Annotated in this window: 19 protein-coding genes; 8 read left to right on the top strand and 11 right to left on the bottom strand. The window is 75.1% G+C overall.

The genetic code is table 11. The features are described from left to right. Positions 1-53: 53 nt before the first annotated feature. The 5 genes from ACZ6AQ_RS10710 to ACZ6AQ_RS10690 form a co-directional block, all read right to left on the bottom strand. On the bottom strand, positions 54-1,955 hold the full coding sequence (locus ACZ6AQ_RS10710) for a CAP domain-containing protein (RefSeq protein ID WP_468759084.1): 1,902 nt from the start codon (positions 1,953-1,955) through the stop codon (positions 54-56). A gap of 228 nt (positions 1,956-2,183) precedes the next feature. Then, positions 2,184-2,456, bottom strand: a complete 273-nt coding sequence (locus ACZ6AQ_RS10705) for a GlsB/YeaQ/YmgE family stress response membrane protein (protein WP_468759083.1) — start codon at positions 2,454-2,456, stop codon at positions 2,184-2,186. Between the two features lie 159 nt (positions 2,457-2,615). Next, positions 2,616-4,133: an MFS transporter gene (locus tag ACZ6AQ_RS10700; protein WP_468759081.1), complete on the bottom strand. Its 1,518-nt coding sequence runs from the start codon at positions 4,131-4,133 to the stop codon at positions 2,616-2,618. 161 nt (positions 4,134-4,294) lie between these two features. Next, positions 4,295-4,957 (bottom strand): 4'-phosphopantetheinyl transferase family protein, encoded by a 663-nt coding sequence (locus ACZ6AQ_RS10695; RefSeq protein ID WP_468759079.1) that lies wholly within the window; start codon positions 4,955-4,957, stop codon positions 4,295-4,297. A 78-nt stretch (positions 4,958-5,035) separates the two neighbouring features. Continuing rightward, positions 5,036-5,512, bottom strand: a complete 477-nt coding sequence (locus ACZ6AQ_RS10690; protein ID WP_468759077.1) for a DUF6194 family protein — start codon at positions 5,510-5,512, stop codon at positions 5,036-5,038. A gap of 97 nt (positions 5,513-5,609) precedes the next feature. Here ACZ6AQ_RS10690 and ACZ6AQ_RS10685 point away from each other — a divergent pair, with 97 nt between their 5' ends. After that, positions 5,610-6,302, top strand: a complete 693-nt coding sequence (locus ACZ6AQ_RS10685; RefSeq protein ID WP_468759075.1) for a MerR family transcriptional regulator — start codon at positions 5,610-5,612, stop codon at positions 6,300-6,302. 226 nt (positions 6,303-6,528) lie between these two features. Then, positions 6,529-7,938, top strand: coding sequence for an amidase (locus ACZ6AQ_RS10680; RefSeq protein WP_468759073.1), 1,410 nt, complete (start codon positions 6,529-6,531; stop codon positions 7,936-7,938). 72 nt (positions 7,939-8,010) lie between these two features. On the opposite strand, the gene ACZ6AQ_RS10675 is transcribed toward ACZ6AQ_RS10680, so the two are convergent. After that, positions 8,011-8,781, bottom strand: coding sequence for a uracil-DNA glycosylase (locus tag ACZ6AQ_RS10675; RefSeq protein ID WP_468759072.1), 771 nt, complete (start codon positions 8,779-8,781; stop codon positions 8,011-8,013). 149 nt (positions 8,782-8,930) lie between these two features. Between ACZ6AQ_RS10675 and ACZ6AQ_RS10670 the strand changes: the two genes are divergently transcribed. From ACZ6AQ_RS10670 to ACZ6AQ_RS10645, 6 genes are all read left to right on the top strand, one after another. After that, positions 8,931-9,791 (top strand): ABC transporter ATP-binding protein, encoded by an 861-nt coding sequence (locus ACZ6AQ_RS10670; RefSeq protein ID WP_468759071.1) that lies wholly within the window; start codon positions 8,931-8,933, stop codon positions 9,789-9,791. Beyond that, on the top strand, positions 9,788-10,765 hold the full coding sequence (locus ACZ6AQ_RS10665; protein WP_468759069.1) for an iron-siderophore ABC transporter substrate-binding protein: 978 nt from the start codon (positions 9,788-9,790) through the stop codon (positions 10,763-10,765). The genes ACZ6AQ_RS10670 and ACZ6AQ_RS10665 overlap by 4 nt, the downstream gene beginning before the upstream one ends. A 4-nt stretch (positions 10,766-10,769) precedes the next feature. Next, positions 10,770-12,836 (top strand): iron ABC transporter permease, encoded by a 2,067-nt coding sequence (locus ACZ6AQ_RS10660; RefSeq protein WP_468759067.1) that lies wholly within the window; start codon positions 10,770-10,772, stop codon positions 12,834-12,836. A gap of 248 nt (positions 12,837-13,084) precedes the next feature. Next, positions 13,085-15,385 carry a SpoIIE family protein phosphatase gene (locus tag ACZ6AQ_RS10655; RefSeq protein WP_468759065.1) on the top strand — a complete coding sequence of 767 codons (2,301 nt, stop codon included), beginning with the start codon at positions 13,085-13,087 and terminating at the stop codon, positions 15,383-15,385. A gap of 69 nt (positions 15,386-15,454) precedes the next feature. After that, the gene (locus ACZ6AQ_RS10650) at positions 15,455-15,952 is read left to right on the top strand and encodes a DUF2975 domain-containing protein (protein ID WP_468759064.1); all 498 of its coding nucleotides are present in this window, start codon (positions 15,455-15,457) and stop codon (positions 15,950-15,952) included. Further along, on the top strand, positions 15,952-16,224 hold the full coding sequence (locus tag ACZ6AQ_RS10645; RefSeq protein ID WP_468759063.1) for a helix-turn-helix domain-containing protein: 273 nt from the start codon (positions 15,952-15,954) through the stop codon (positions 16,222-16,224). Before ACZ6AQ_RS10650 ends, ACZ6AQ_RS10645 begins: the two co-directional genes overlap by 1 nt. A 76-nt stretch (positions 16,225-16,300) precedes the next feature. On the opposite strand, the gene ACZ6AQ_RS10640 is transcribed toward ACZ6AQ_RS10645, so the two are convergent. From ACZ6AQ_RS10640 to rox, 5 genes are all read right to left on the bottom strand, one after another. Beyond that, a complete protein-coding gene (locus ACZ6AQ_RS10640; protein WP_468759061.1) occupies positions 16,301-17,320 on the bottom strand; it encodes an iron-containing redox enzyme family protein in 1,020 nt (339 codons plus the stop codon). Then, a complete protein-coding gene (locus tag ACZ6AQ_RS10635; protein WP_468759270.1) occupies positions 17,317-17,502 on the bottom strand; it encodes a CDGSH iron-sulfur domain-containing protein in 186 nt (61 codons plus the stop codon). The genes ACZ6AQ_RS10640 and ACZ6AQ_RS10635 overlap by 4 nt, the downstream gene beginning before the upstream one ends. 230 nt (positions 17,503-17,732) lie before the next feature. Then, complete coding sequence (locus ACZ6AQ_RS10630; RefSeq protein ID WP_468759268.1) at positions 17,733-18,377, bottom strand: HemK2/MTQ2 family protein methyltransferase; 645 nt, start codon at positions 18,375-18,377, stop codon at positions 17,733-17,735. A gap of 193 nt (positions 18,378-18,570) precedes the next feature. Continuing rightward, on the bottom strand, positions 18,571-18,819 hold the full coding sequence (locus tag ACZ6AQ_RS10625) for a DUF6479 family protein (protein ID WP_468759059.1): 249 nt from the start codon (positions 18,817-18,819) through the stop codon (positions 18,571-18,573). Between the two features lie 182 nt (positions 18,820-19,001). Then, complete coding sequence (gene rox / locus ACZ6AQ_RS10620; protein ID WP_468759057.1) at positions 19,002-20,438, bottom strand: rifampin monooxygenase; 1,437 nt, start codon at positions 20,436-20,438, stop codon at positions 19,002-19,004. Between the last annotated feature and the right edge of the window lie 285 nt (positions 20,439-20,723).

Below are 20,723 nucleotides of genomic sequence, written 5' to 3'. Positions count from 1 at the left end.
GAACGGCCTCACCGATCCCCTTCCGGTGAGGCCGTTTTCCCGTGCCCCCGCGCTCAGCGCGCGCCGAAGGTCTGGGTCCAGTACCGGCCCTCGGTGTGCAGGCCGACGCCCATCTCCGTGAAGGAGCAGTTCAGGATGTTCGCGCGGTGGCCGGGGCTGTCCATCCACGCCTCCATCACCTCTTCGGCCGTCCGCTGCCCCTTCGCGATGTTCTCGCCGTAGGTGGTCCATCCGTACCCGACGGCCGTGAAGCGCTCGCCCGGTCCGGCGCCCTCGGGATTGGTGTGGTCGAAGAAGTCGCGCGCGGCCATGTCGTCGGAATGACCCCGGGCGGCCAGGGCCAGAAGGGAGTTGCCGGTCACGGGGCCGCAGCCCGCCTTGGCACGCTCCGCGTTCACCAGGTCGATCACCTGCTGTTCGGTCGAGGCGGAGCCGGGGTCCTTCTTCGGGGTCGCGGTCGTGCGCGCGGGGGCGGGGGAGGACGTGGCCGTGGGACGGGCCGTGACCTTCGGGACGGGCGCCCGCGTGGCCGCGCGGTCGGACCGGGGCGGTGCGGGCGTCGAGGTGCGCGGGGCGGCCGTCGTCGGGGTGGCCGAGGGGCCGGGGGAAACGGGCGAGGCGCTCGCGCGCGGGCCGGACGGCCCGAACGTTCCCGGAGGCGGTGTGGTGGTCGCCGCCAGGGCCGTGGCCGGCTGCGGAGGGGAGAGCGGGAGGTCTCCGGCCGTCGCGGCGCGCAGGGCGCCGGGGTCCGCCACGTCCCGGCGACCGGAACCGTCGCTCAGCGCGAAGGCCCCTCCGGTGACGGCGACCACCGCCATCCCCGCGGCCACCGCGTGCCGGCGCACAAGCCGCTGTTGCTTGCGGCGCCGCGCGCTCCGGGCGCTCCGGGCGCCCCGGACACCTCGGTCCCCCGGGACGAGGGACGGACCCGCCCCCGGCGACTCCACCGGCTCGTACCCGGAGAGGGGCGCGTCCTGCTCGTGCCCGGGGAGCGGTCCTGCCTGTCCATGCCCGGAGAACGATTCCTCCTGTCCGTAACCGGAGAACGTTTCCGCCGGCTCGTACCCGGGGAACGTTCCCGTCCGCTCGTGTCCGGGGGAGGCCCCCATCGGTTCGTAGCCGTGTGTGCCGTGTGTGCCGTGCGTGCCGTGCGGGCCCGCCGCGGCGACGGGGGCGGGGCCCGCTCCCTCGCGGACGGCCGTGAGCAGAGGCTCCGCCGGGGGGACCAGGAGCAGCCCCGCGAGCAGCGCCTCCACCGGGTGGAGGCCGTCGGCCAGCGGGAGGCAGCGGAGGCACCCGTGGACGTGCCGGGCTATGCGCCTGCGCCAGGACGCGGACGGCCGCCCGTCCCATCCGCCGAGCTCGTACCACAGGGCGGGGCACGGCGGGTTCTCCCGGAGGGCCCGCACGACGACCCGGGCCGCGTCCAGCCGCTTCCTCATGCGCCGGATGTGCGCCGCGGTGTCCTCCGGGGAGAGCCGGAGGGCCGAATCCACTTCGTGGCGGGCCAGGTCGCCCGTGCATTCCAGCCACCACAGGGAGAGCGGGAGGCCGTGTTCCGGTTCCAGCCAGCGGGTCGCCTCCGCGGTCTCCCGTTCCTGGCCGGACAGGTTCAGCCGGGCGACGGCCAGGTCCACGAAGTCGGCGTCCGGCCGGCCCGGGGAGCGGTCGGCGAGGGGCCCGGCGTGCCACCGCCCCTGACGGTCGCGGACGACGTCCGCCGCGACGGCCACGAGCCAGGACCGGAAACCGTCCGGAGCGCGCAGTCCGCCGAGCCCTTCTCGCGCCCGCAGCATGGTCTCCCGCACGGCGCCGCCGGCGTCCCGGTGCTCGTTCGTCGCCCGGCCCACGAGGTTGTGGACCAGGGGCAGGTAGTGGGTGAGGAGCCGGTCCTGCGCCCGTGGATCCCCGTCCCGCGCCGCCCTCACCAGCTCCGTGCCGTGCCGTACGTCCATGCTCGCCTCACCCTGCCTGTTCCAGCCGTTCCCGGCGCCAACACATGGGAGAGCGCCGGAGGGCGGGCCGACAACGGAAATCCGCCGGGTTTCCGGAACGGGTCCGGGCGGGTTTCCGGGACGCCGGGCGGGCGGCCCCCGGACACGCGTCGGCCCCGCTCCCGGTTCTCGCCGGGTGCGGGGCCGTGCGGGGCCGGTACGGGGCCGGGTGACCGGGGCGTCACGCCATTACGCGCGACGCGAGCGGCCACCGGTGAAGAGACGGTAGAGCAGCAGCAGGATGACCGAGCCGATGATGGCGGCTATCCAGGTGGACAGCTCGAAGAAGCCGTCGACGGAGTCGACCCCGAAGATGACCTTGCCGAGCCATCCGCCGAGGAGACCGCCCGCGATGCCCAGCAGCGTGGTGATGACGATGCCCCCCGGGTCGCGGCCCGGCGTCAGGGCCTTGGCGATGAGGCCGGCCAGCAGTCCGATGATGATCCAGGCGATGATTCCCATGGTCCCGTCTCCTCGGGGTGCGTCGTTCGGTTCCTTATCCCGCGTTTACGCGAAATCGGCCGCTTCAAACGTCGCCGGCCGCGGTCCCGGGCGGATTCCGTGCGCGACGGTCCGGCCGCGCGGCCGGGAAACCCCGGTCACGCGGCCGGAAGGGCCCGGTCAGGCGGTCGGGGTGGACTTCTGCGGGCTCTCCGCCCCCGAGGCCGCCCCCGCCGTCGACAGGGGCTCCGCGATGTCCTCCAGGGAGCGGCGTTCGGCGTTGACCGCCAGGAAGGCGGCGACGAGACCGGCGGCACACATCAGGCCGGCGCCGATCTGGAAGGCGAGGACCGTGTCTCCGACGACGCCCGACTCGGTGAGGTCCGCGAAGATCAGGGGTCCGCTGATGCCGCCCGCCGCCGTGCCGAGGGCGTAGAAGAAGGCGATGGCCATCGCACGGGTCTCCATGGGGAAGATCTCGGAGACGGTCAGATAGGCGCTGGACGCGCCCGCCGACGCGAAGAACAGCACCACGCACCAGCACGCCGTCATCGTCGTGGCCGTCAGCGAACCGCGGTCGAAGAGCCACGCGGTGCCGAACAGGAGGATACCGGAGAGCAGGTACGTCGAGGAGATCATGATCCGGCGGCCCACCGTGTCGAAGAGCTTGCCGAGCAGCAGCGGACCCAGGAAGTTGCCCGCGGCGATCACCGCGAAGTAGTAGCCGGTGTGGCCCGTGGGCACGTCGAAGAACGTGATCAGGATGGCGCCGAAGCCGAACGTGATGGCGTTGTAGAGGAACGCCTGGCCGATGAAGAGCGAGAGCCCGAGGACCGCCCGGCGCGGGTAGGAGCGGAACACCGTCCTGGCGATCAGGCCGAAGCCGATGCTCTTGCGCTGGTGGATGGTGATCTCGCGGTCCGGCGGGGGCAGCCGGACCCCCTTCTCCTGCTCGATCTCCTTCTCGACGGAGCCGACGAGCCGGTCGGCATCGTCGCCGTAGCCGTGGATGAACTGCCACCGCGGACTCTCCGGGACGTGCCGGCGTACGAGCAGGACGACCAGGCCCAGGACGACACCGAGGGCGAAGCTGAGCCGCCAGCCGAGGTCCTTCGGGAAGATGTCGGTGTCCAGCATCACCACGGACAGCAGGGAACCGCCGACCGCGCCCAGCCAGTAGCTTCCGTTGATGATGAGGTCGACCCGGCCGCGGTAGTGCGACGGGATCAGCTCGTCGATGGCGGAGTTGACGGCCGCGTACTCGCCGCCGATGCCGAAACCGGTGAGGAACCGGAAGAGGAAGAACCACCAGGACTCGAACGACAGCGCCGTCAGCGCGGTCGCGGACAGGTAGACGAGCAGCGTCACCATGAACAGGCGCTTGCGGCCGTAGCGGTCGGTCAGCCAGCCGAAGAACAGCGCTCCGGAACAGGCGCCCGCCACGTACAGGGCCGCGGCGATGCCGGTGATCTGCCCCGAGGTGATGTCCAGGCCGCTGCCGTCCTCGGCGATGCGTCCCGCGACGTTGCCGACGATCGTGACCTCGAGGCCGTCCAGGATCCAGACGGTGCCGAGGCCGATCACGATCATCCAGTGCCATCGGGACCACGGGAGGCGGTCGAGACGGGCCGGTACGGCGGTGGTGATCGTCGGTTCCCCGGGGCCCGGAACAGAGGCCCGTGACATTTCAGATGCCATGTCTCACTCTCCGTCGTGCGCCCCCCGGACATCCCCCTCCGCCGAGTTCCCACGACCGGGGAATCCATGCGGGCGGTTGACGGAACGTCGTCGGGCGACGACCCGGGGTGAAGGGGGTCCGGCGCCGGGACGCCCTGCGGGCGGCGGGGCTCCGGCGGGCGTCAGGCGGTCCCGGGCCGGGTGAGCAGGGCGAGGGCGGCGGCATGGCCCTCGAACGGAGGCAGATCGACGAGCCGGATGCCGGGGACCGGGGCGGGCCGGGCGGCCGTGCCCACGTACGGTTCGGCGGCCCCCAGCGCCAGGCCCGTGCCCGTGGCCTTCAGCGCGGCCTCCTTGCGGGACCAGCAGCGCGCCAGCGCGGCCGGGCGCGCGGCGGCCGGCAGGGCGTCCAGCTCCGCCCGCTCGCGCGGGTGGAGGACGCTCGCCACGTCCCGCACCGCGGCGCCCGCCGGAACGGCCTCGACGTCCACGCCGACCGGCACCGGGGCGATCGCCACCAGGGCGCGGTCCCCGGAGTGGGAGAGCGAGAAGTGCACGTCGTGGCCCCGGAGGTACGGCTTGCCGTGCGGCCCGCCGCAGCCGGCGCACGCCCGCCGGAGGAAGACGAGCCGTTCGGGCGGCTCGCCCACGTGGCGGCCGAGGGCGAGACGGAGCAGCACATGGGCGACCCGGTGCCGGTCCGCGTCCACCGGGGACCGGAAACGGGCGGCCCGGTCGCGTTCGTCGTCGTCGAGCACGGACGCGAGCGCGCGCGCCGGGGCCGCGACCTCCGACACGCCGGCCGTCACCACTCCCGGATGACCCGGGACTTCTTCGTACCGCACGACCGGTCAGACTACCCGGCCGGCGGGCAGGCGGGCGGGCGCGGCAGCGGTGCGGAGCCGCCCCGGGCCGGGAAACCCTCAGGGTGCCGCCGAACCGGCGCGCCGCTCGTGGCGCGAGCGCGCGAGACGGTGGGCCACGCGCAACAGCTCACGGGTCGCCTCCCCGGTGCGCTCGCCCGGGTTCACCACCGCGAGCCAGCCGGCGGTGCCGTGGACGGGGTGTGCGAACACGGTGTCGGCGGCCCCGTGGTCGACCCCGGCGGGAGCCGGTTCGCGGGGCGCGCGACCGGTCCACCGGACGAACTCCTCCCTCCCGGCGGCGATGTTCACGCGGAAGACGCCCGGCCGGTCCAGGCGCGAGGTCCCGTCGCCGGGGTAGTCCTTGGTCACGACGGTCGCGAACGGCTGGGTCGTCGCCGGAACCGAGCCGTCGGGCGCGTAGAAGAAGAATGCGTCGCCCCAGCTGATCTCCGGCGTGCCGTCGCCGGGGGCGGGCCTGAGGGTCAGGACGCCGTCGAGGCCGCCCACGAAGTCGATAATCTCGTCGATGGTCATGTGCTCCAGCGTGGCATTCACGTGCTTGTGGAGACTTCGGGGCCGAAGCGGCCGAAGGCAGGGGGGTGCGGGGGTGAAAGGTCTCCATTCCGGCGGTATGCGCACCGCCGACATCGCGCGACGCGTCGGGTACTCCGTCCAGCAGGTCCGGAACCTGGAACGCGACGGCGTGCTTCCGCCCACGACGCGCACGGACGCGGGACACCGGATCTACGGGGAGGCCCATCTGCGGGCCGCGCGGGCCTACCGGGCCCTCGCCGCGGGCGTGGGACCGGTGGAGGCCAAGAAGATCGTCCGGGCCTTCCACCGGTCGCCCGTCCCGCAGGCGCTCGCCCTCCTCGACGCGGCGCACGCCCGGCTCGACGCGGAGCGGGGGGAGCTGGCACGGGCGCGGGAGGCCGCCCGCGCGATCTCCGGGGAGCCGATCGAGGACGTGCGCGCGTCGGACTCGATGGGCGTCTCCGAACTCGCCGCCGCCCTCGGTGTGCGCCCCTCGACCCTTCGGCACTGGGACGCGGAGGCCCTCGTCGTCCCGGACCGCGACCCCGTGCGCGGAACGCGGCGCTACACCCCGGCGCAGGTGCGGGACGCCCGGATCGTCCATCAGCTGCGCCTGGCCGGCTACCGCGTCGCGCCGCTCCGGGCCCTCATGCCGGAGTTGCGCCGCGCCCGCCGGTCGGAGGAGGTCGTCGCGGCACTGACCGCCAGGGAGGCCGGTGTCACCGCCCGGTCCCGGGCCCTTCTGGAGGGGGCGGCGGCGCTCTGCGCCGTGCTCTCCGCGCGGGGATGAACGGTCCGGGGCCGCCCGTGGGCGCCCCGCGCGGCCCCGGAGGGCCCGGACGGTGCGGCGTCCGTACCGCCCGGCGCCCGCCGTCCGCGCGGCCCGTCGGTCTCGGTACGAGCTCTGCGGAGGAGCGACGGAAGAGAGACCTCATCCCTTCCGGCCCTCGCCTGTTACCCGCGGGTACGCGATGATGGCGGCCAAGCGACCACACGGCACGGGGACTGGGGCAGCGGTGACGACTTTCGAGGAACGGACCACGGTGCACGCCTTCCGGGACGACGCCCTGGGGGACCACGACGCGGTGGGCCTCGCGGCGGCGATCCGGCGGGGCGAGGTGAGCGCCGCCGAGGCGGCCCGGGACGCGGCCGAACGGGTGCGGACCGTCGAGGAGCGGCTCCACGCGGTCCAGGTGTACGCCGAACCCCCGGTCCCCGGGCCGGGAACGGGCCTCTTCGCCGGAGTGCCGTCCTTCGTCAAGGACAACACCGACTACCGGGGGCTGCCCACCGGCCACGGCAGCGCGGCCTTCACCCCCCGGCCCGCCCGCCGGCACGCGGCCTTCACCCGGCAGTTCCTCAGCAGCGGCGTCACCGTCCTCGGCAAGACCAGGCTGCCCGAGTTCGGCTTCAGCCCCTCCACGGAGTACGAGGGCGCCGAGCCCGTCCGCAACCCCTGGGACACCGGCCGCTCGGCGGGCGGTTCGTCGGGCGGCAGCGCGGCGCTCGTGGCCGCCGGGGCGGTGCCGATCGCCCACGCCAACGACGGCGGCGGTTCCATCCGCATCCCCGCCGCCTGCTGCGGACTCGTCGGGCTGAAGCCGAGCCGCGGCCGGGTCGTGCCGAGCGCCCAGAGCCGCCAACTCCCGCTCGACATCGTCTCCGACGGCATCGTCAGCCGCTCCGTGCGGGACTCCGCCGCCTTCCTCGCCGCCGCCGAGACGCACTGGCGCAACCCGGAACTGCCGCCCCTGGGACTGGTGGAGGGCCCCTCGGACCGCCGGCTGCGCGTCGGTTTCCTCCTGGACTCGCCGACCGGTGTCCCCTCCGACGGCGCGACCCGGGCCGCCGTCGCGGAGACCGCGGCGCGGCTCGAACGGCTCGGCCACGCCGTGGAACCGGTGGAGATCCCCGTGGACCCGCGTTTCACCGACGACTTCCTCACCTACTGGGGGTTCCTGTCGTTCCTCCTCGGCGCCACGGGCCGCACCCTCGGAGCCGACTTCGACCGGCGCCGCATGGACGCCCTCAGCCAGGGGCTGCGCGCCACCTACCTGGAGAACTGGCGCCGGACCCCGGGCGTCCTGCGGAGGCTGAGGCGTACGCGGGAGGCGTACGCGGCGGCGTTCCGCGGCCTCGATCTCGTGCTCTCCCCCGTGCTCGCCCACACCACGCCCCGGATCGGCCACCTCGGGCCGGACGTTCCGTACCCGGCGCTGATCGAGCGGATCCTCGCGTACGTCGCGTTCACGCCGATCGACAACGTCGTCGGTACCCCGTCGATCTCGCTGCCCCTCGGCGCGACGGAGGACGGGCTGCCCGTGGGCGTCATGTTCGCCGGGCGGCCGGGGAGCGAACGGACACTCCTGGAGGTCGCGTTCGCCCTGGAGGCGGACCGTCCCTTCCGGCGCGTCCAGGACGTCTGACCCCGTCGGCGGGGGGCACGGCCGTCCGTACGGTACCGGCGGGTGCCGTGTCCCCCCTCCGCGCGGCGCCGGTCAGCCGGGCGCGGGCGGGTCGACCGGAAGGCCGGCCGTGTGCGCCGCCTCGGCCAGCACCTCGCGCAGCATGCCCCGGGTGAGCCGGCCGGTGAAGACGTTGCGCTGGCTGACGTGGTAGCAGCCGAACACCGTGAGCGCGCTGCCCGTTCCGCCCTCCGGTGCCAGGACCGTCCGCGCGCCGTGCCCGAACTTCGGGCGCGGCACGGGCGCGATCCAGCCGGCCCGGGTGAGGGCCGGCAGCGCGGCCTGCCAGCCGAAGCCGCCCAGCACGACGACGGACCGCAGCGTCGGGCGCAGCAGTCGCGCCTCCCGGGCCAGCCACGGGCGGCAGGTGTCGCGCTCGGCGGGCGTGGGGCTGTTGCCGGGCGGCGCGCAGTGCACGGGCGCCGTGACCCTGACCCCGTACAGTTCGAGGCCGTCCTCCGGGCCCGTGACCGTCTCCCGCGAGGCCAGGCCGAGTTCGTACAGCGTCGCGTACAGCAGGTCGCCGGCCCGGTCGCCGGTGAACATCCGGCCGGTCCGGTTCCCGCCGTGCGCGGCGGGGGCGAGGCCGGTGATCAGCATCCCGGCGTCCGGCGGGCCGTACCCGGGCACCGGCCGCCCCCAGTACTCCTGCTCCCGGAACGCGGCCCGCTTCACCCGGGCGGTCTCCTCCCGCCACGCCACGAGGCGCGGGCAGGCCCGGCACCGTACGAGGCGCGCGTCGAGCCCCGCCACGGTGCGCGTCCCGGGCGCGGTGCGGGCGGGGTAGTCCTCGGCAGTGCACATGATCGATCCGCTCCGTCCGGAAGGCGGTGTCCTTTCCGGAGGCTCCCTACCCGCCGCGGCCGCGATGTCATCGGAACGGCCGATTCCCACCTTGATTGCCGAGGGGAGCCGTGGTTTGACTCATGCTTAGGTTAGGCTAACCTAAGCCCGTGCGAGCCGCTGAAGAGAGAACCGAGGCCGGGGGACCCCGCGGCCATGAACTGTCGGCCACGGGAGTCACCGTGGCGTACGGGGGCACCGACGTCGTCCACGACGCGGCCCTGACGCTGCGGCCCGGCCGGGTCACCGTCCTGGTCGGCCCCAACGGCAGCGGGAAGTCGACGCTCCTGCGCACGGTCTCGCGCCTGCAGCGGCCCCGGACCGCCACGCTCGTCATCGACGGGGACACGGACGGCCTCGCCCTGTCCCCCCGCGCGTTCTCCCGCCGCGTCGCCCTGCTCACCCAGGGACGCCCCACCCCCGGCGGCCTGACCGTACGGGACGTCGTGGAGTTCGGCCGCCACCCCCACCGGGGCCGCTGGGGGAGGACGGACCCGGGAGGCCGGGCCGCCGTGGACCGCGCGCTCGCCCTCACCGGAGTCGCCGAACTCGCCGACCGGGGCGCCGAGCACCTGTCCGGCGGGCAGCTCCAGCGGGTCTGGCTCGCCGGCTGCCTCGCCCAGGAGACCGGCGTCCTGCTCCTGGACGAGCCCACCACCTACCTCGACCTGCGCTACCAGGTCGAACTCCTGGACCTGATCCGCGATCTGGCGGACGACCACGGCATCGCCGTCGGCGCCGTCCTGCACGACCTCGACCAGGCCGCGGCCGTCGCCGACCGGATCGTCCTGCTCCGCGCGGGACGGGTCGTCGCCGACGGCGCCCCGCGGGACGTCCTCACGGGCCCGCGCCTGACCGAGACGTACGGCATCCGCGTCGAAGTCGACACCGACCCCCTGACCGGCCGGCCGCGCACCCGTGCCGTCGGCCGGCACCACACGCGAAACGAAAGGCTCACCGGCCCCTCATGAAGCGCCTCCTCCTCACCGCGACCGCCGCCGCCGCGGTCCTCGCCCTGAGCGCCTGCGGCACCACCGAACCCGCCGCCGAGAAGAAGGCGGACAAGGCGGCCGAGCGCATCACCCTCACCGACTCCAAAGGCGTCGAAGTCGTCCTCGACGGCCCCGCCAAGAAGGTCGTCGGCACCGAGTGGAACGTCGTGGAGAGCCTGGTCTCCCTCGGCGTCGACCCCGTCGGCGTCGCGGACGTCAAGGGCTACGGGACGTGGAACACCGCCGCCCCGCTGAAGAACGACCCCAAGGACATCGGCACCCGCGGCGAGCCGAGCGTGGAGGCCGTCGCCGCCCTCGCACCGGACCTCGTCGTCGCCACCGGTGACCTGCCGCCGGCCGCCGTGCGGCAGTTGCGCAAGGTCGCGCCCGTCCTGGAGCTGAAGGCCGCCGACGCCTCCGACCCGATCGGCCGGATGACCGAGAACCTGAACCTCCTCGCCCGGGCCACCGGCACCACCGAGCGGGCCGGCAAGCTCGTGAAGGACCTCGACGCCACGATCGAGGACGGCCGGAAGAAGCTCGCCGCCGCCGGCCTCGCCGGCGCGAAGTACGCCTTCGCCGACGGCTACCTCGTCTCCCAGCAGGTCTCCTTGCGGCCCTACACCGGCGGCTCCCTCATCGGCGCCGTCAACGAGAGGCTCGGCCTGAGGAACGCCTGGACCGTCGAGGGCGACCCGGCCTACGGCCTCGGCAAGACCGATGTCGAGGGCCTCACCCGGCTCGGCGACGTGCACTTCGCCTACGTCGGCAACGACCAGGACCCGAACAGCAACCCCTTCACCGGCGTCCTCGCCGAGGACAAGGTGTGGACCTCGCTGCCGTTCGTCAAGAAGGGCAACGTCCACCGCCTGCCCGACGGCATCTGGATGTTCGGCGGACCCGCGTCGATGGGCAAGTACGCCGACGCGGTGGTCGGGGAGCTGACGAAGTAACACCATGGCCGTCACCGCCACCACCCCCGCCCCCCGTCCGACGGCGGCCGCGTCCCGGACGGGCGCGGCCGCGGTGACGGCCGCACTGGTCCTCCTCGTCGCGGGCCTCGCCCTCGTCGACCTCACCCAGGGCACGGCCGACGTCGGTGCCGCCGAGGTCGTGAAGGCGCTCACCGGCCGGGCCGACCGGGCCGACGCGTCCGTCGTCATCGCCTCCCGGCTGCCGAGGGCGGTCGCCGGACTGCTCGTCGGCGCCGCCCTCGGCATGGCGGGCTCCGCCCTCCAGGCCGTCAGCCGCAACGTCATCGCCTCGCCGGACACCCTCGCGGTGAACGCGGGCTCCTACCTGGCCCTCGGCCTCACCGCCGTCACCGGCGTCTCGCTCCCGCTCTTCGCCACCTCGGGAGTCGCCTTCGCCGGCGGTCTGCTCGCGGCGGCCGTCGTCCTCGGCCTCTCCGGACTCGGCGCGGGCACCGTCCGGCTCGTCCTCGCCGGCAGCGCCCTCACCCTCGGCGTCACCGCCGTCACCCAGGGACTGCTCCTGCTGTTCCCGAAGGAGACGGAGGGCCTCTACCAGTGGAACCAGGGCGGCATCTCGCAGAGCGGCTTCGACGCCGTCCTGCGGATGGCGCCCGTCGTCCTCGCCGGGCTCGCCGGACTGCTCCTCGTCGCCCGCCGGGTCGACGCCCTCGCCCTCGGCGACGACGCGGCCCGCGGCCTCGGCGTCCCGGTCCGCACCACCCGGATCACCGCCGTCGTCCTCGCCGCCCTCCTCTCGGCGGCGGCGGTCACGCTCGCCGGACCGATCGGCTTCGTCGGCCTGTGCGCCCCCGCGCTCGTCCGCGGCCTGGCCCGCCGGGCCCGGCGGCTCCACCGCTCCCGTACGGGCCTGCCGGTCACGGGCCTCACCGGCGCCGCCCTCGTCCTCGGCTCGGACGTGCTGCTGCGTGCCGTCGTCCCCCCGGACACCGCCGTCGCCGTGCCGACCGGCGTCGTCACCAGCCTCGTCGGTGCCGTCTTCCTGATCGTGATGGCCGCCGGGGCCCGGGACACCGCCGGGGCCGCGCCGCCCGACCGGGTGCGCATCAGGAGCCGGGCCGTCTTCCTCGTCACCACGGGCGTGCTCGTCGCCGCCGTGGCCGGCGTCGCCGTGGCCGGCGTCCTGCTCGGCGACTCCGGGCTGCTCCTGGGCGACGTCGTGAACCGGGCCCTGGGCCGGGCGGGCCGGACCGTCTCCTTCGTGCTCGACACCCGGGTGCCCCGGGTCCTCGCGGCGCTCCTCGCGGGCGCGGCGCTCGCCCTGGCCGGCACGCTCGTCCAGGCCGTGACCCGCAACCCGCTCGCGGAACCCGGCACCCTCGGCGTCTCCGGCGGCGCCGCGCTCGGCGCCGTCCTCCTCGTCACCACCGTGCCGTCGGCGGGCACGTGGGGCGTGGCCGGTGCCGCGTTCGCGGGCGCCGCGCTCAGCTCCGCCCTCGTCTTCGGCCTGGCCGCGCGCGACGGGTTCCAGCAGAACCGGCTCGTCCTCGTCGGGTTCGGCGTCGCCACCGCGACCGCCGCGCTGATCAGCCTGCTCATCGTGCTCACCGACCCGTTCAACGCCACGAAGGCGCTCACCTGGCTGTCGGGTTCCACCTACGGACGGACCCTGCCCGACGCGGTGCCCCTCGCGGTGGTCCTGACGGCGGGTCTGGCCGTCGCCGTCCTGCGGCGCACGGAACTCGACCTGGTCTCGCTCGACGAGGACACCCCCCGGCTCCTCGGGCTCGACCTCGGGCGCGGGCGCCTGGGCTTCCTGGTCCTGGCCGTCCTGCTCAGCGCCACCGCCGTGGCCGCCGCCGGCACGATCGGCTTCGTCGGGCTCGTCGCCCCGCACGCCGCCCGCGCCCTGGCGGGCCGCCGTCACGTGCGCGTAGTGCCGGTGGCGGTCCTCCTCGGTGCGGCGCTCGTCTGCGCCGCGGACCTGGTGGGCCGGACGGTGATCGCGCCGGCCCAGCTCGGCGCCGGCATGATGACGGCCGTCATCGGCACGCCGTACTTCCTCCACCTGCTGGTCCGCGGCCGCCGCTGAGGGACCGCCGGACCGCCGGAGAAGGAAGACCGGACCGCCGGACAAGGAAGAAGGGGGCCGCGGGTCTCCGACCGGGGCCCGCGGCCCCCTTCGGTCCGTCCCGGCTCTTCGGCCCGCTCTCCTTCCTCGTCCCCGGGCCCCTTCCCCGGGGCCCGGTCCGCAACGGCCTTCCGCGAGGACGTCCGGACGGGTCCGCGAGGGGCCGGTCCTGCCGAGCGTCCCGGAACGGCCCGGCGTAGGGTCCGCGTATGGGAGAGCCCGCGGGCACGAACGCCGAGGACGTCTTCAGCGGCGCGGGGCTGGACGCCGTCCTCGTCGACGTGATGCGCGACACCGGGGCCTCGGTCGGCCTTGTGTACCTCCGGGCGCCGGGGGAGCGGATGCTGCGCCTGGTGCTGGGCTCGGGCATCGCCCGGGGGATCGCGGCCCCGTGGGTCCGGGTGGCGCTCGACGCGCCGTCCCCGGTGGCCGACGCCGTGCGGGACCGGGAGATCGTGTGGCTGGCGGGACCGCAGGAGATCGCCCGCCGCTATCCGCGCCTGGGGATCATGCTGCCGTACGACTTCCTGCTGGCCGCCGCCCCGATCGCCGACGACGCCGAGGTACGGGGCGGGATCGTCCTGCTATGGCCGGTCTGGCACCCGCCCCAGCTCGACGAGCAGGAGCGCGAGACGCTCGACGCCTGCGGGCGCCGGGCCGCCCGCCTGCTGCGCCGGGCGGCCGAACGGGGGCCGGTGCCCTACCCCTCGGAGCCGCGCCTCGTACACGCGGAACGGCCCGTCGAGGTCGATCCCGTCGTGGCCCGGTCCGCCTTCCGCTTCGCCGAACGGCTGCCCGTCGGATGCTGTGCCCTGGACCTCGACGGACGCCTCACCTTCGTCAACTCCGCCGCCGCCGAACTGGTCGGCGCCGACGCGGCGGCGCTGCTCGGCAGGCGTCCCTGGGAGGTGCTGCCCTGGCTGAACGACCCCGTCTTCGAGGACCGCTACCGCGCGGCGGCGGTCACCCGGCGGCCGATGGCGTTCACCGTCGCCCGGCGGCCGTCGACGTGCCTCCTGTTCGAGCTGTACCCGGACATCACCGGAATCAGCGTCCACGTCACCCGGGTGACGGGTGACGCCGGGACGGGCGACGGCAGGCCGGAAGAGGGCGGCGAGGGGGAGAGCGGTGCGGGAGGAGACGGGAGAGTCGCGCCCGGAGCGTGCGCGGCGGACTCCCCGGCCCTTCCGGACTCCCCGGTCCTTCCGGTTCTCCCGGTCCCCCCGGACTCCCCGGACCGGGGGCCCGGGAGGGCGGGGGAGCCCGGCGTGCCCGTCCCGCACCCCGGGCGCGCCGAGCCCGTCGGCGCCACGGCGGTGTACCACCTCATGCACGTGGCGGCGACCCTGGCGGAGGCGGCCGGCGTCCACGACGTCGTGGACCTCGCCGCCGACCAGATCGTGCCCGCCTTCGGCCCGCAGGGCCTGGCCGTGATGAGCGTGGACGAAGGGCGGCTGCGCATCATCGGCCACCGCGGCTACAGCCAGGAGTTCGTGGACCGCTTCGACGGCACCCCCCTGACGGCGCCGGTCGCCGACGCCCAGGTCATCGCCACCGGCGTGCCCCTCTTCTTCCCCACGTCCGAGGACCTGTACCGCGCCCATCCGCACGCCCCGCGCTACGAGGGCCGTGCCGCCTGGGCGTTCCTGCCGCTGATCGCCTCCGGCCGCCCGGTGGGCTCCCTGATCCTCTCGTACGGCCGGCCGCGCCCTTTCCCGGGTTCCGAGCGGGCGCTGCTGACCTCCCTGGCGGGGCTGATCGCCCAGGCGCTCGCGCGGGCCCGCCTCTACGACGCCCAGCACTCCCTCGCGCGCGGTCTCCAGACCGGCCTCCTCCCGCACGGTCTGACCGCGTTCCCGGGGATCGCGGCCACCGCCCGTTATCTGCCGGCCGGACACGGCATGGACATCGGGGGCGACTTCTACGACCTCATCCGTGCCGCCCCCGACACCGTGATCGCCGTCATCGGCGACGTCCAGGGCCACGACACCAACGCCGCCGTCCTCATGGGCCAGGTGCGCACCGCCGTCCACGCGCACGCGACGGCCGGCGCCTCCCCGGGCGACATCCTGGCCCGCACGAACAAGCTCCTGAACGACCTGCAACCGGACCGCTTCACCAGTTGCCTGATCGTCGCGCTCGACCTCGCCCGCCACCGGCTCCGGCTCGCCACGGCGGGCCACCCGCCGCCGCTCCTGCGCGCGCCGGACGGCCCGACCCGGCTCCTGGAGGTCCCGCCGGGTCTCCTCCTCGGGATCGCGCCGGACGTCGAGTACCCCACCGCGGAGGTGTCCTGGGAGCCGGGCGCCGTCCTCGCCCTGCACACCGACGGACTCGTGGAGGTGCCGGGCGCCGACATCGGCGTCGCCACGGCGGAGCTGGCCGACCGGCTCGCGCGGTCCCGGCCCGACGACCTGGAGGCCCTCGCGGACGGCCTGATCCGGCACGTGAAGGACCCCGCGCGCCGCACCGACGATGTCGCCCTTCTGCTCGTCCGCCGCGACCCCTGACAGGGCCCCCCTTGCCGAACCTATCGATTCTCGATAATTTGTTATCGGTAGTCGATCGAAGGGGATGTCATGGGGAGATGGACGGTGCTCGCCCTGCGAGCCGTGCTCGGGGTGCTGCTCGCCGGTTCGGTCTTCGTGGAGGCGGTGATGGTGCCGCTGCTGGCCGCCGATCTGGACGGGCTCAGGCCGGAGTACGCCCACCTCCGCACCTCGGTTCCGGTGCTCCTGGTCCTGGGCGCGCTGACGGCGCAGACCGTGCTGGTCTGCGTGTGGCGGCTCGTCACGATGGTGCGGCGCGGCACGGTGTTCTCGCACGCCGCCTTCCGGTACGTGGACGTCGTCACGGGCGCCTTCGCGTGCGGCGCCGTCCTGGTGTTCGCGTTCGCCGCCCTCCTGGCCCCCGGCGAGGCCGTCGCCCCGGGCGTCGTCCTCCTGATCTGCGGGATGAGCCTCGCGGTCCTGGGGGTGGCCCTGATCGTGCTCGTGCTGCGGACGCTGCTCGCCCAGGCCGTCGAGCGCGAGGCGGAGGCGACGCGCATGCGGGCCGAACTCGCCGAGGTGATCTGATGCCGATCGTCGTGGACATCGACGTGATGCTGGCCCGCCGCAAGATGTCCGCGGGCGAACTCGCGGAACGCGTCGGCATCACCCCGGCCAACCTCGCCGTCCTCAAGAACGGCCGCGCCAAGGCGGTGCGCTTCGCCACGCTCGGCGCCCTCTGCGACGCCCTCGACTGCCAGCCGGGCGACCTGCTGCGCTGGGAGGCGGAGGACCCGGCGGGCCCGTCGCGGACGGCCGACGCGGTGGCGACGGCCGGCCGGAACGGCCGGAACGGCTAGAACACAGCCGGAAGGGTCCGTACGGACGGCCCCCTCTCTTGCCCGAGGAGGGCGCCCGGCGCCGGGAATCCCGCCCTCAGGGCGCCAGGGGCGTCCGGAGCGCGCTCCCGCCGTCCGCCCAGGCGTCCAGCACCCGGGCGCCGAGCCGGTCCTCCAGGAACCCGGTCGCCGCGATGCCGAAGGCGACGTCGGGCGCGAGGTCCGGTTCGTCCTCCAGGAGGCCGCCCACCACCTCCCGGCGCACCAACTGCTCGTGGACCGCGTCGGCCTCCACGTGCTCGTCGTAGTACCGCTCCGCCGCCGGTCCCGCGCCCGTCCGACGCATGGCCGTGACGAGCCGGGCCGCCGCGGGCGGCGAGGTCACCTCGATAGCGGCGAAGTGCCCCACGAGGGCGCCGCGCAGCCGCCGGTGCAGACCGAACAGGGACGACAGGTTGGCGACGGCCAGCGCCTCGGCGCCGACCGCCTCGACGTACCCGCCGTACTCCGGGTCGAGGCCCAGGTCCGCCATGAGGTCCGCGTAGAGCCGCTCGTGCATGTGCTCGGCGCGCCCGCAGCCGAACTCGTCGTACTCGATCGCGACCATCGCCGCCTTGGCGCGGCCGCGCAGCCGGGGGACGACCCACAGGTACGGGTCGGCCTCCCGGAGCTGCGTCACGGAGCGGAGCGCCGCGTACTCGCGCACCTGCCACGGTTCGCCCCGCGAGGCGAGGTGGGCCGAGACGCCGGTGGCCTCGGCGGGCTCCACGAGCAGGGCGCCCAGCTCCTCGTCCACGTCCCGCCGGTCGTGGCAGTCGTGGCGCAGCGCGCTCTCGAAGCGGTGCTCCAGGAGGGCGCGGGTCCGCAGCAGGTGGGGGTCCCATTCGAGGGCGTCCGCGACCCCGGACCAGCCCCGGTGGTGCAGGCCGTAGCAGAGGTGGAGGGCCAGGTGCAGGTCCTCGCCGTACGGGTCGAGGCGCGCGACGTCCGGGCCGTCCGGCAGTCCTCCGGAGTCTCCCCGCAGGCGTCGCCGGACCGCCCGCGACACCTCGCCGCGGGCTTCGGGCATCTCGGGGGCGCCGGTGCCCGGGCGGGCGGTCCGCGGGGCGGTGGTCATGGGTGCCGGCCTTCCGTCGGTTCGTCCGCCGGGCGGGAGCGCCGTTCCCGGCGGCGGTGGCTGGTGTCGCAGAACGGCGCCCGCCGGCTCCGCCGGCACATGCACAGGGCGACCACGGGCCGCTCGCAGTGCCGCACCGTCCCGTCGGGCATGAGGACGTCCACCGGCCCCTCCACGAGCATCGGCCCGTCGTCGAGCGGCCTGAGGAGCGGCGGACCGGTCCGCGGGGAGCCGCCGCCCGTCCGCACGGCCCCGGACCGCGTGTCCGGGAGATCCCGGGAGTCCGGGAAGTCCGGAGAGTCCGGAGGGTCCGGAAGAGGGGACACCACACACCACCTGTCGGGTCTCGGATCGTTCTCGTACGCGGCTGCCCGCACGGTCCCCGTCCATGCGCGGGCGGCGGGCGGGGACGTCACGCGCGGGACGCGCGGATCACCACCAGCTCCTCGGTCCGCGTGCCGGGCGGGACGAGGCCCCGGGCGGCGAACCAGTCCTCGCGGGAGGACATGACCGGGCCGAAGGGCTGGACGCGGCGGTCGGTCACCCGGGCGCGCAGCCCGGCCCGGCGCAGCCCGTCCAGGGTGGCGGTCACCCCGGAGAGGGAGGACTGGACGACGAGCAGGGTCCCGGTGGGGGTCAGCAGCCCCGGCACCCGGGCGCAGACCCGGTCCAGGAGCAGCCGCCCGTCCGTCCCCGCGTCCCACGCGCGCCGGGGCCCGCTCGCGGGGAGCGCCGGGTCCTCGCAGGGCACGTACGGCGGGTTCACCGTGATCAGGTCGAAGCGTTCGCGTGCCACCGGGGCGTCCAGGTCTCCGCGGAACAGCCGCACCCGGCAGCGGTACCGGAGCGCGTTGAGCCGGGCCGTGGCCACGGCGGCCCGCGAGATGTCGACGGCGGTGGCCCGGGTGCCGCGCAGGGCGGAGGCGACGGCGACGGCGCCCGTTCCCGTGCACAGGTCCAGCGACCGGGCGCCGCGCGGGATTCCTTCCCGCGCCAGCCTCGCGAGCAGCAGCGCGGTGTCCCCCTGGGGCGCGTACACCCCGGGGAGCCGGTACATCCGCGGCAGTGCCGCCGGTTCGTCCCGGACGGCGGTGAGGGTGCCCTCGTCCACGGAGGGGGTCACTTGGGTCACGGGGATCACCCTCCTGCCGGGAGCGGGCCGCCGGTGGCCCGCGACCCCCGGCGCACCGGCGCGACCACCGCTCCGCCGCGCGTCGTCGGCGTCGTCGGCGTCCTCACGCTTCCGCTCCTCAACGGCCCCGCCCCTGCTCGGAGGAGTCGGCGGGCGGCTGCCAGGAGTCCCGCCTCGCCTCGGCGGCCGGCGGCTGCGCGACCCGGGAGGGCTGCCTCCGCCGGGCCACCCGCCGGGAACCCCACCAGAACGCGCCGATCAGCAGGGCGGCCACCACGATCCCGACCACGGGGAACAGCATCGAGGAAGACCCCCCGGCGGCCAGCGGAGAGGGCTGCGGGGAGGCGGAAAGAGTCCAGAGGAGCATGATCGCCCTTCCTGTCGGGGACGGGGCCGGCCGGTTCAGAACGGCGGGTACCCCCGCGGGGACGAACCATTCGCCACCGGTACCGCACCCGTCCGCCCGGTACCGCGCCCGCCCGTGCCCGTGCCCGTGCCCGCGACCTCGACCGCCCCGTGCCCGCGACCTCGACCGCCCCGTGCCCGTACTCAGCCGGTGGGGGCCCCGAACCACCGGGCCAACGCCTCGCCGGGTCCGCACCGGCCGTCGCCGACCCACACCACGTGCCCGTCCGGACGGAGCAGCACCGCCGGTACGTCCAGCTCCGCTTCGGCGTCCACGACGTGGTCGACCCGGTCCGCCCAGCCCTCGGCGGAGAACCGTCCCGTCCGGTCCAGGAGCAGCCCCCGGGCCCCGTGCGTCAGCTCGTAGAGGCGGCCCCGCCCCAGCCGTACGTCCCGCATCCGCCGGCCGAGCAGCTCGTGGCCCTCCCCGACGTCGTAACGGACCTCCACGGCCGTGATCATGCCGGTCACGTACCGGTTCACCTCCTCGAAGGCCATCAGCTCCGAGAACAGTCCCCGCAGCGCGGTCGCGCCCGGACCGGTGCCGAGGAGGGTGATCTGCGCGCGCGTGTTGTCCAGGACGGCGGCGCCCACCGGGTGCCGCTCGGTGTGGTAGCTGTCGAGGAGTCCGTCCGGAGCCCGGCCGCCGACCTCAGCGGCCAGCTTCCAGCCGAGGTTGAACGCGTCCTGCACCCCCAGGTTGAGGCCCTGCCCGCCGGTCGGCGGGTGGATGTGCGCCGCGTCGCCGGCCAGCAGCACCCGGCCGGACCGGTAGCGCTCGGCCTGCCGGGTGGCGTCGCCGAAGCGGGAGAGCCAGCGGGGCGCGCGCACGCCGAAGTCGGTGCCCGCGAAGTGCCGCAACCGCTCCCTGAACTCGTCCAGGGTGGGCGGGGCCGTGCGGTCCTCGGCCACCCCGTCGGCGGGCACGACGATGCGGTACAGCCCCTTGTGGCCGTCCACGTCGGGGACGACCCCGAACCTGAGCTGGGTCCTGCGGACCTCCTCGACGGCGGCGGCGATCACCGCCGGGTCCTCGGTCGCCTCCATGTCGCCGAGCAGCGTCTCGACCGTGGCCGGTTCGCCGGGGAAACCGATGCCGGCCAGCCCGCGCACCGTGCTGCGACCGCCGTCGCACCCCACGAGGTAGCGCGAGCGCAGCCGCGTGCCGTCGGCCAGGGCGACGTCCACCCCGTCCTCGTCCTGCGCGAGGCCGACCACCTCGCACCCGCGCCTGACCTCGGCCCCGAGCTCCAGGGCGCGTGCGTTCAGCAGCCGTTCGGTGGCCGGCTGCGAAACGGCCAGGCCGTACGGATGGGCCGTGTCGAGGCTGTCCGGCCAGGGTGCGGTGATGCCGCCGAAGAGGCCGCCCACCCGGAACTTCTCACCGGCGGCGAGGAACCGGTCCAGCAGGCCGCGCTGGTCCATCATTTCGACGCTGCGCGTGTGCAGTCCGCGCCCCCGGGACTCCCGGGTCGGCTCGGCCAGCCGCTCCAGGACGACCACGTCCACACCGCCCAGCCGCAGTTCGGCCGCCAGCATCAGGCCGGTCGGTCCGGCACCGACCACGATCACGTCATGCATGGGTACGCCCGTTCGAGAGGGGTCCGGGCCGGCCGCCCCGCGCACGTCCCCGCCCTTTCGGGGTGGTGGCGCGCACGCGTCGCGGGCCCGCTGTTTCCGCAGGTCCCGGCCTTGAGCGAGCAATTCTGCGGCCTTCCGGGGGCCTTGCCGCAAGCCCCCCGGTGCGCTATACGTTGAAGAGGGCGAGGAGACCACACACTCCTCGCCCTCCGTGTTCCGCCCTCTCCCGTTCCCGGAAGCGCTCCGGCGGCCCCGGCCCCGGACGCGGGCCCCGCTTCCCCGGAC

The sequence above is a fragment of the Streptomyces sp. NPDC041191 genome, from assembly GCF_055591945.1.
The sequence above is the reverse complement of the archived record's forward strand: the minus strand, read 5'-3'. Positions and strand labels throughout refer to the sequence as shown.

Bases quoted from the DNA above. Each gene is read 5' to 3' on its own strand.
- ACZ6AQ_RS10690 (WP_468759077.1), bottom strand. From the start codon at position 5,512: ATGACCATCGACGAGATTATCGACTTCGTGGGCGGCCTCGACGGCGTC.
- ACZ6AQ_RS10685 (WP_468759075.1), top strand. From the start codon at position 5,610: ATGCGCACCGCCGACATCGCGCGACGCGTCGGGTACTCCGTCCAGCAG.
- ACZ6AQ_RS10710 (WP_468759084.1), bottom strand. From the start codon at position 1,955: ATGGACGTACGGCACGGCACGGAGCTGGTGAGGGCGGCGCGGGACGGG.
- ACZ6AQ_RS10675 (WP_468759072.1), bottom strand. From the start codon at position 8,781: ATGTGCACTGCCGAGGACTACCCCGCCCGCACCGCGCCCGGGACGCGC.
- ACZ6AQ_RS10635 (WP_468759270.1), bottom strand. From the start codon at position 17,502: ATGCTCGTGGAGGGGCCGGTGGACGTCCTCATGCCCGACGGGACGGTG.
- ACZ6AQ_RS10630 (WP_468759268.1), bottom strand. From the start codon at position 18,377: ATGTACCGGCTCCCCGGGGTGTACGCGCCCCAGGGGGACACCGCGCTG.
- ACZ6AQ_RS10640 (WP_468759061.1), bottom strand. From the start codon at position 17,320: ATGACCACCGCCCCGCGGACCGCCCGCCCGGGCACCGGCGCCCCCGAG.
- rox (WP_468759057.1), bottom strand. From the start codon at position 20,438: ATGCATGACGTGATCGTGGTCGGTGCCGGACCGACCGGCCTGATGCTG.
- ACZ6AQ_RS10705 (WP_468759083.1), bottom strand. From the start codon at position 2,456: ATGGGAATCATCGCCTGGATCATCATCGGACTGCTGGCCGGCCTCATC.
- ACZ6AQ_RS10655 (WP_468759065.1), top strand. From the start codon at position 13,085: ATGGGAGAGCCCGCGGGCACGAACGCCGAGGACGTCTTCAGCGGCGCG.
- ACZ6AQ_RS10645 (WP_468759063.1), top strand. From the start codon at position 15,952: ATGCCGATCGTCGTGGACATCGACGTGATGCTGGCCCGCCGCAAGATG.
- ACZ6AQ_RS10665 (WP_468759069.1), top strand. From the start codon at position 9,788: ATGAAGCGCCTCCTCCTCACCGCGACCGCCGCCGCCGCGGTCCTCGCC.
- ACZ6AQ_RS10625 (WP_468759059.1), bottom strand. From the start codon at position 18,819: ATGCTCCTCTGGACTCTTTCCGCCTCCCCGCAGCCCTCTCCGCTGGCC.
- ACZ6AQ_RS10650 (WP_468759064.1), top strand. From the start codon at position 15,455: ATGGGGAGATGGACGGTGCTCGCCCTGCGAGCCGTGCTCGGGGTGCTG.
- ACZ6AQ_RS10700 (WP_468759081.1), bottom strand. From the start codon at position 4,133: ATGGCATCTGAAATGTCACGGGCCTCTGTTCCGGGCCCCGGGGAACCG.
- ACZ6AQ_RS10660 (WP_468759067.1), top strand. From the start codon at position 10,770: ATGGCCGTCACCGCCACCACCCCCGCCCCCCGTCCGACGGCGGCCGCG.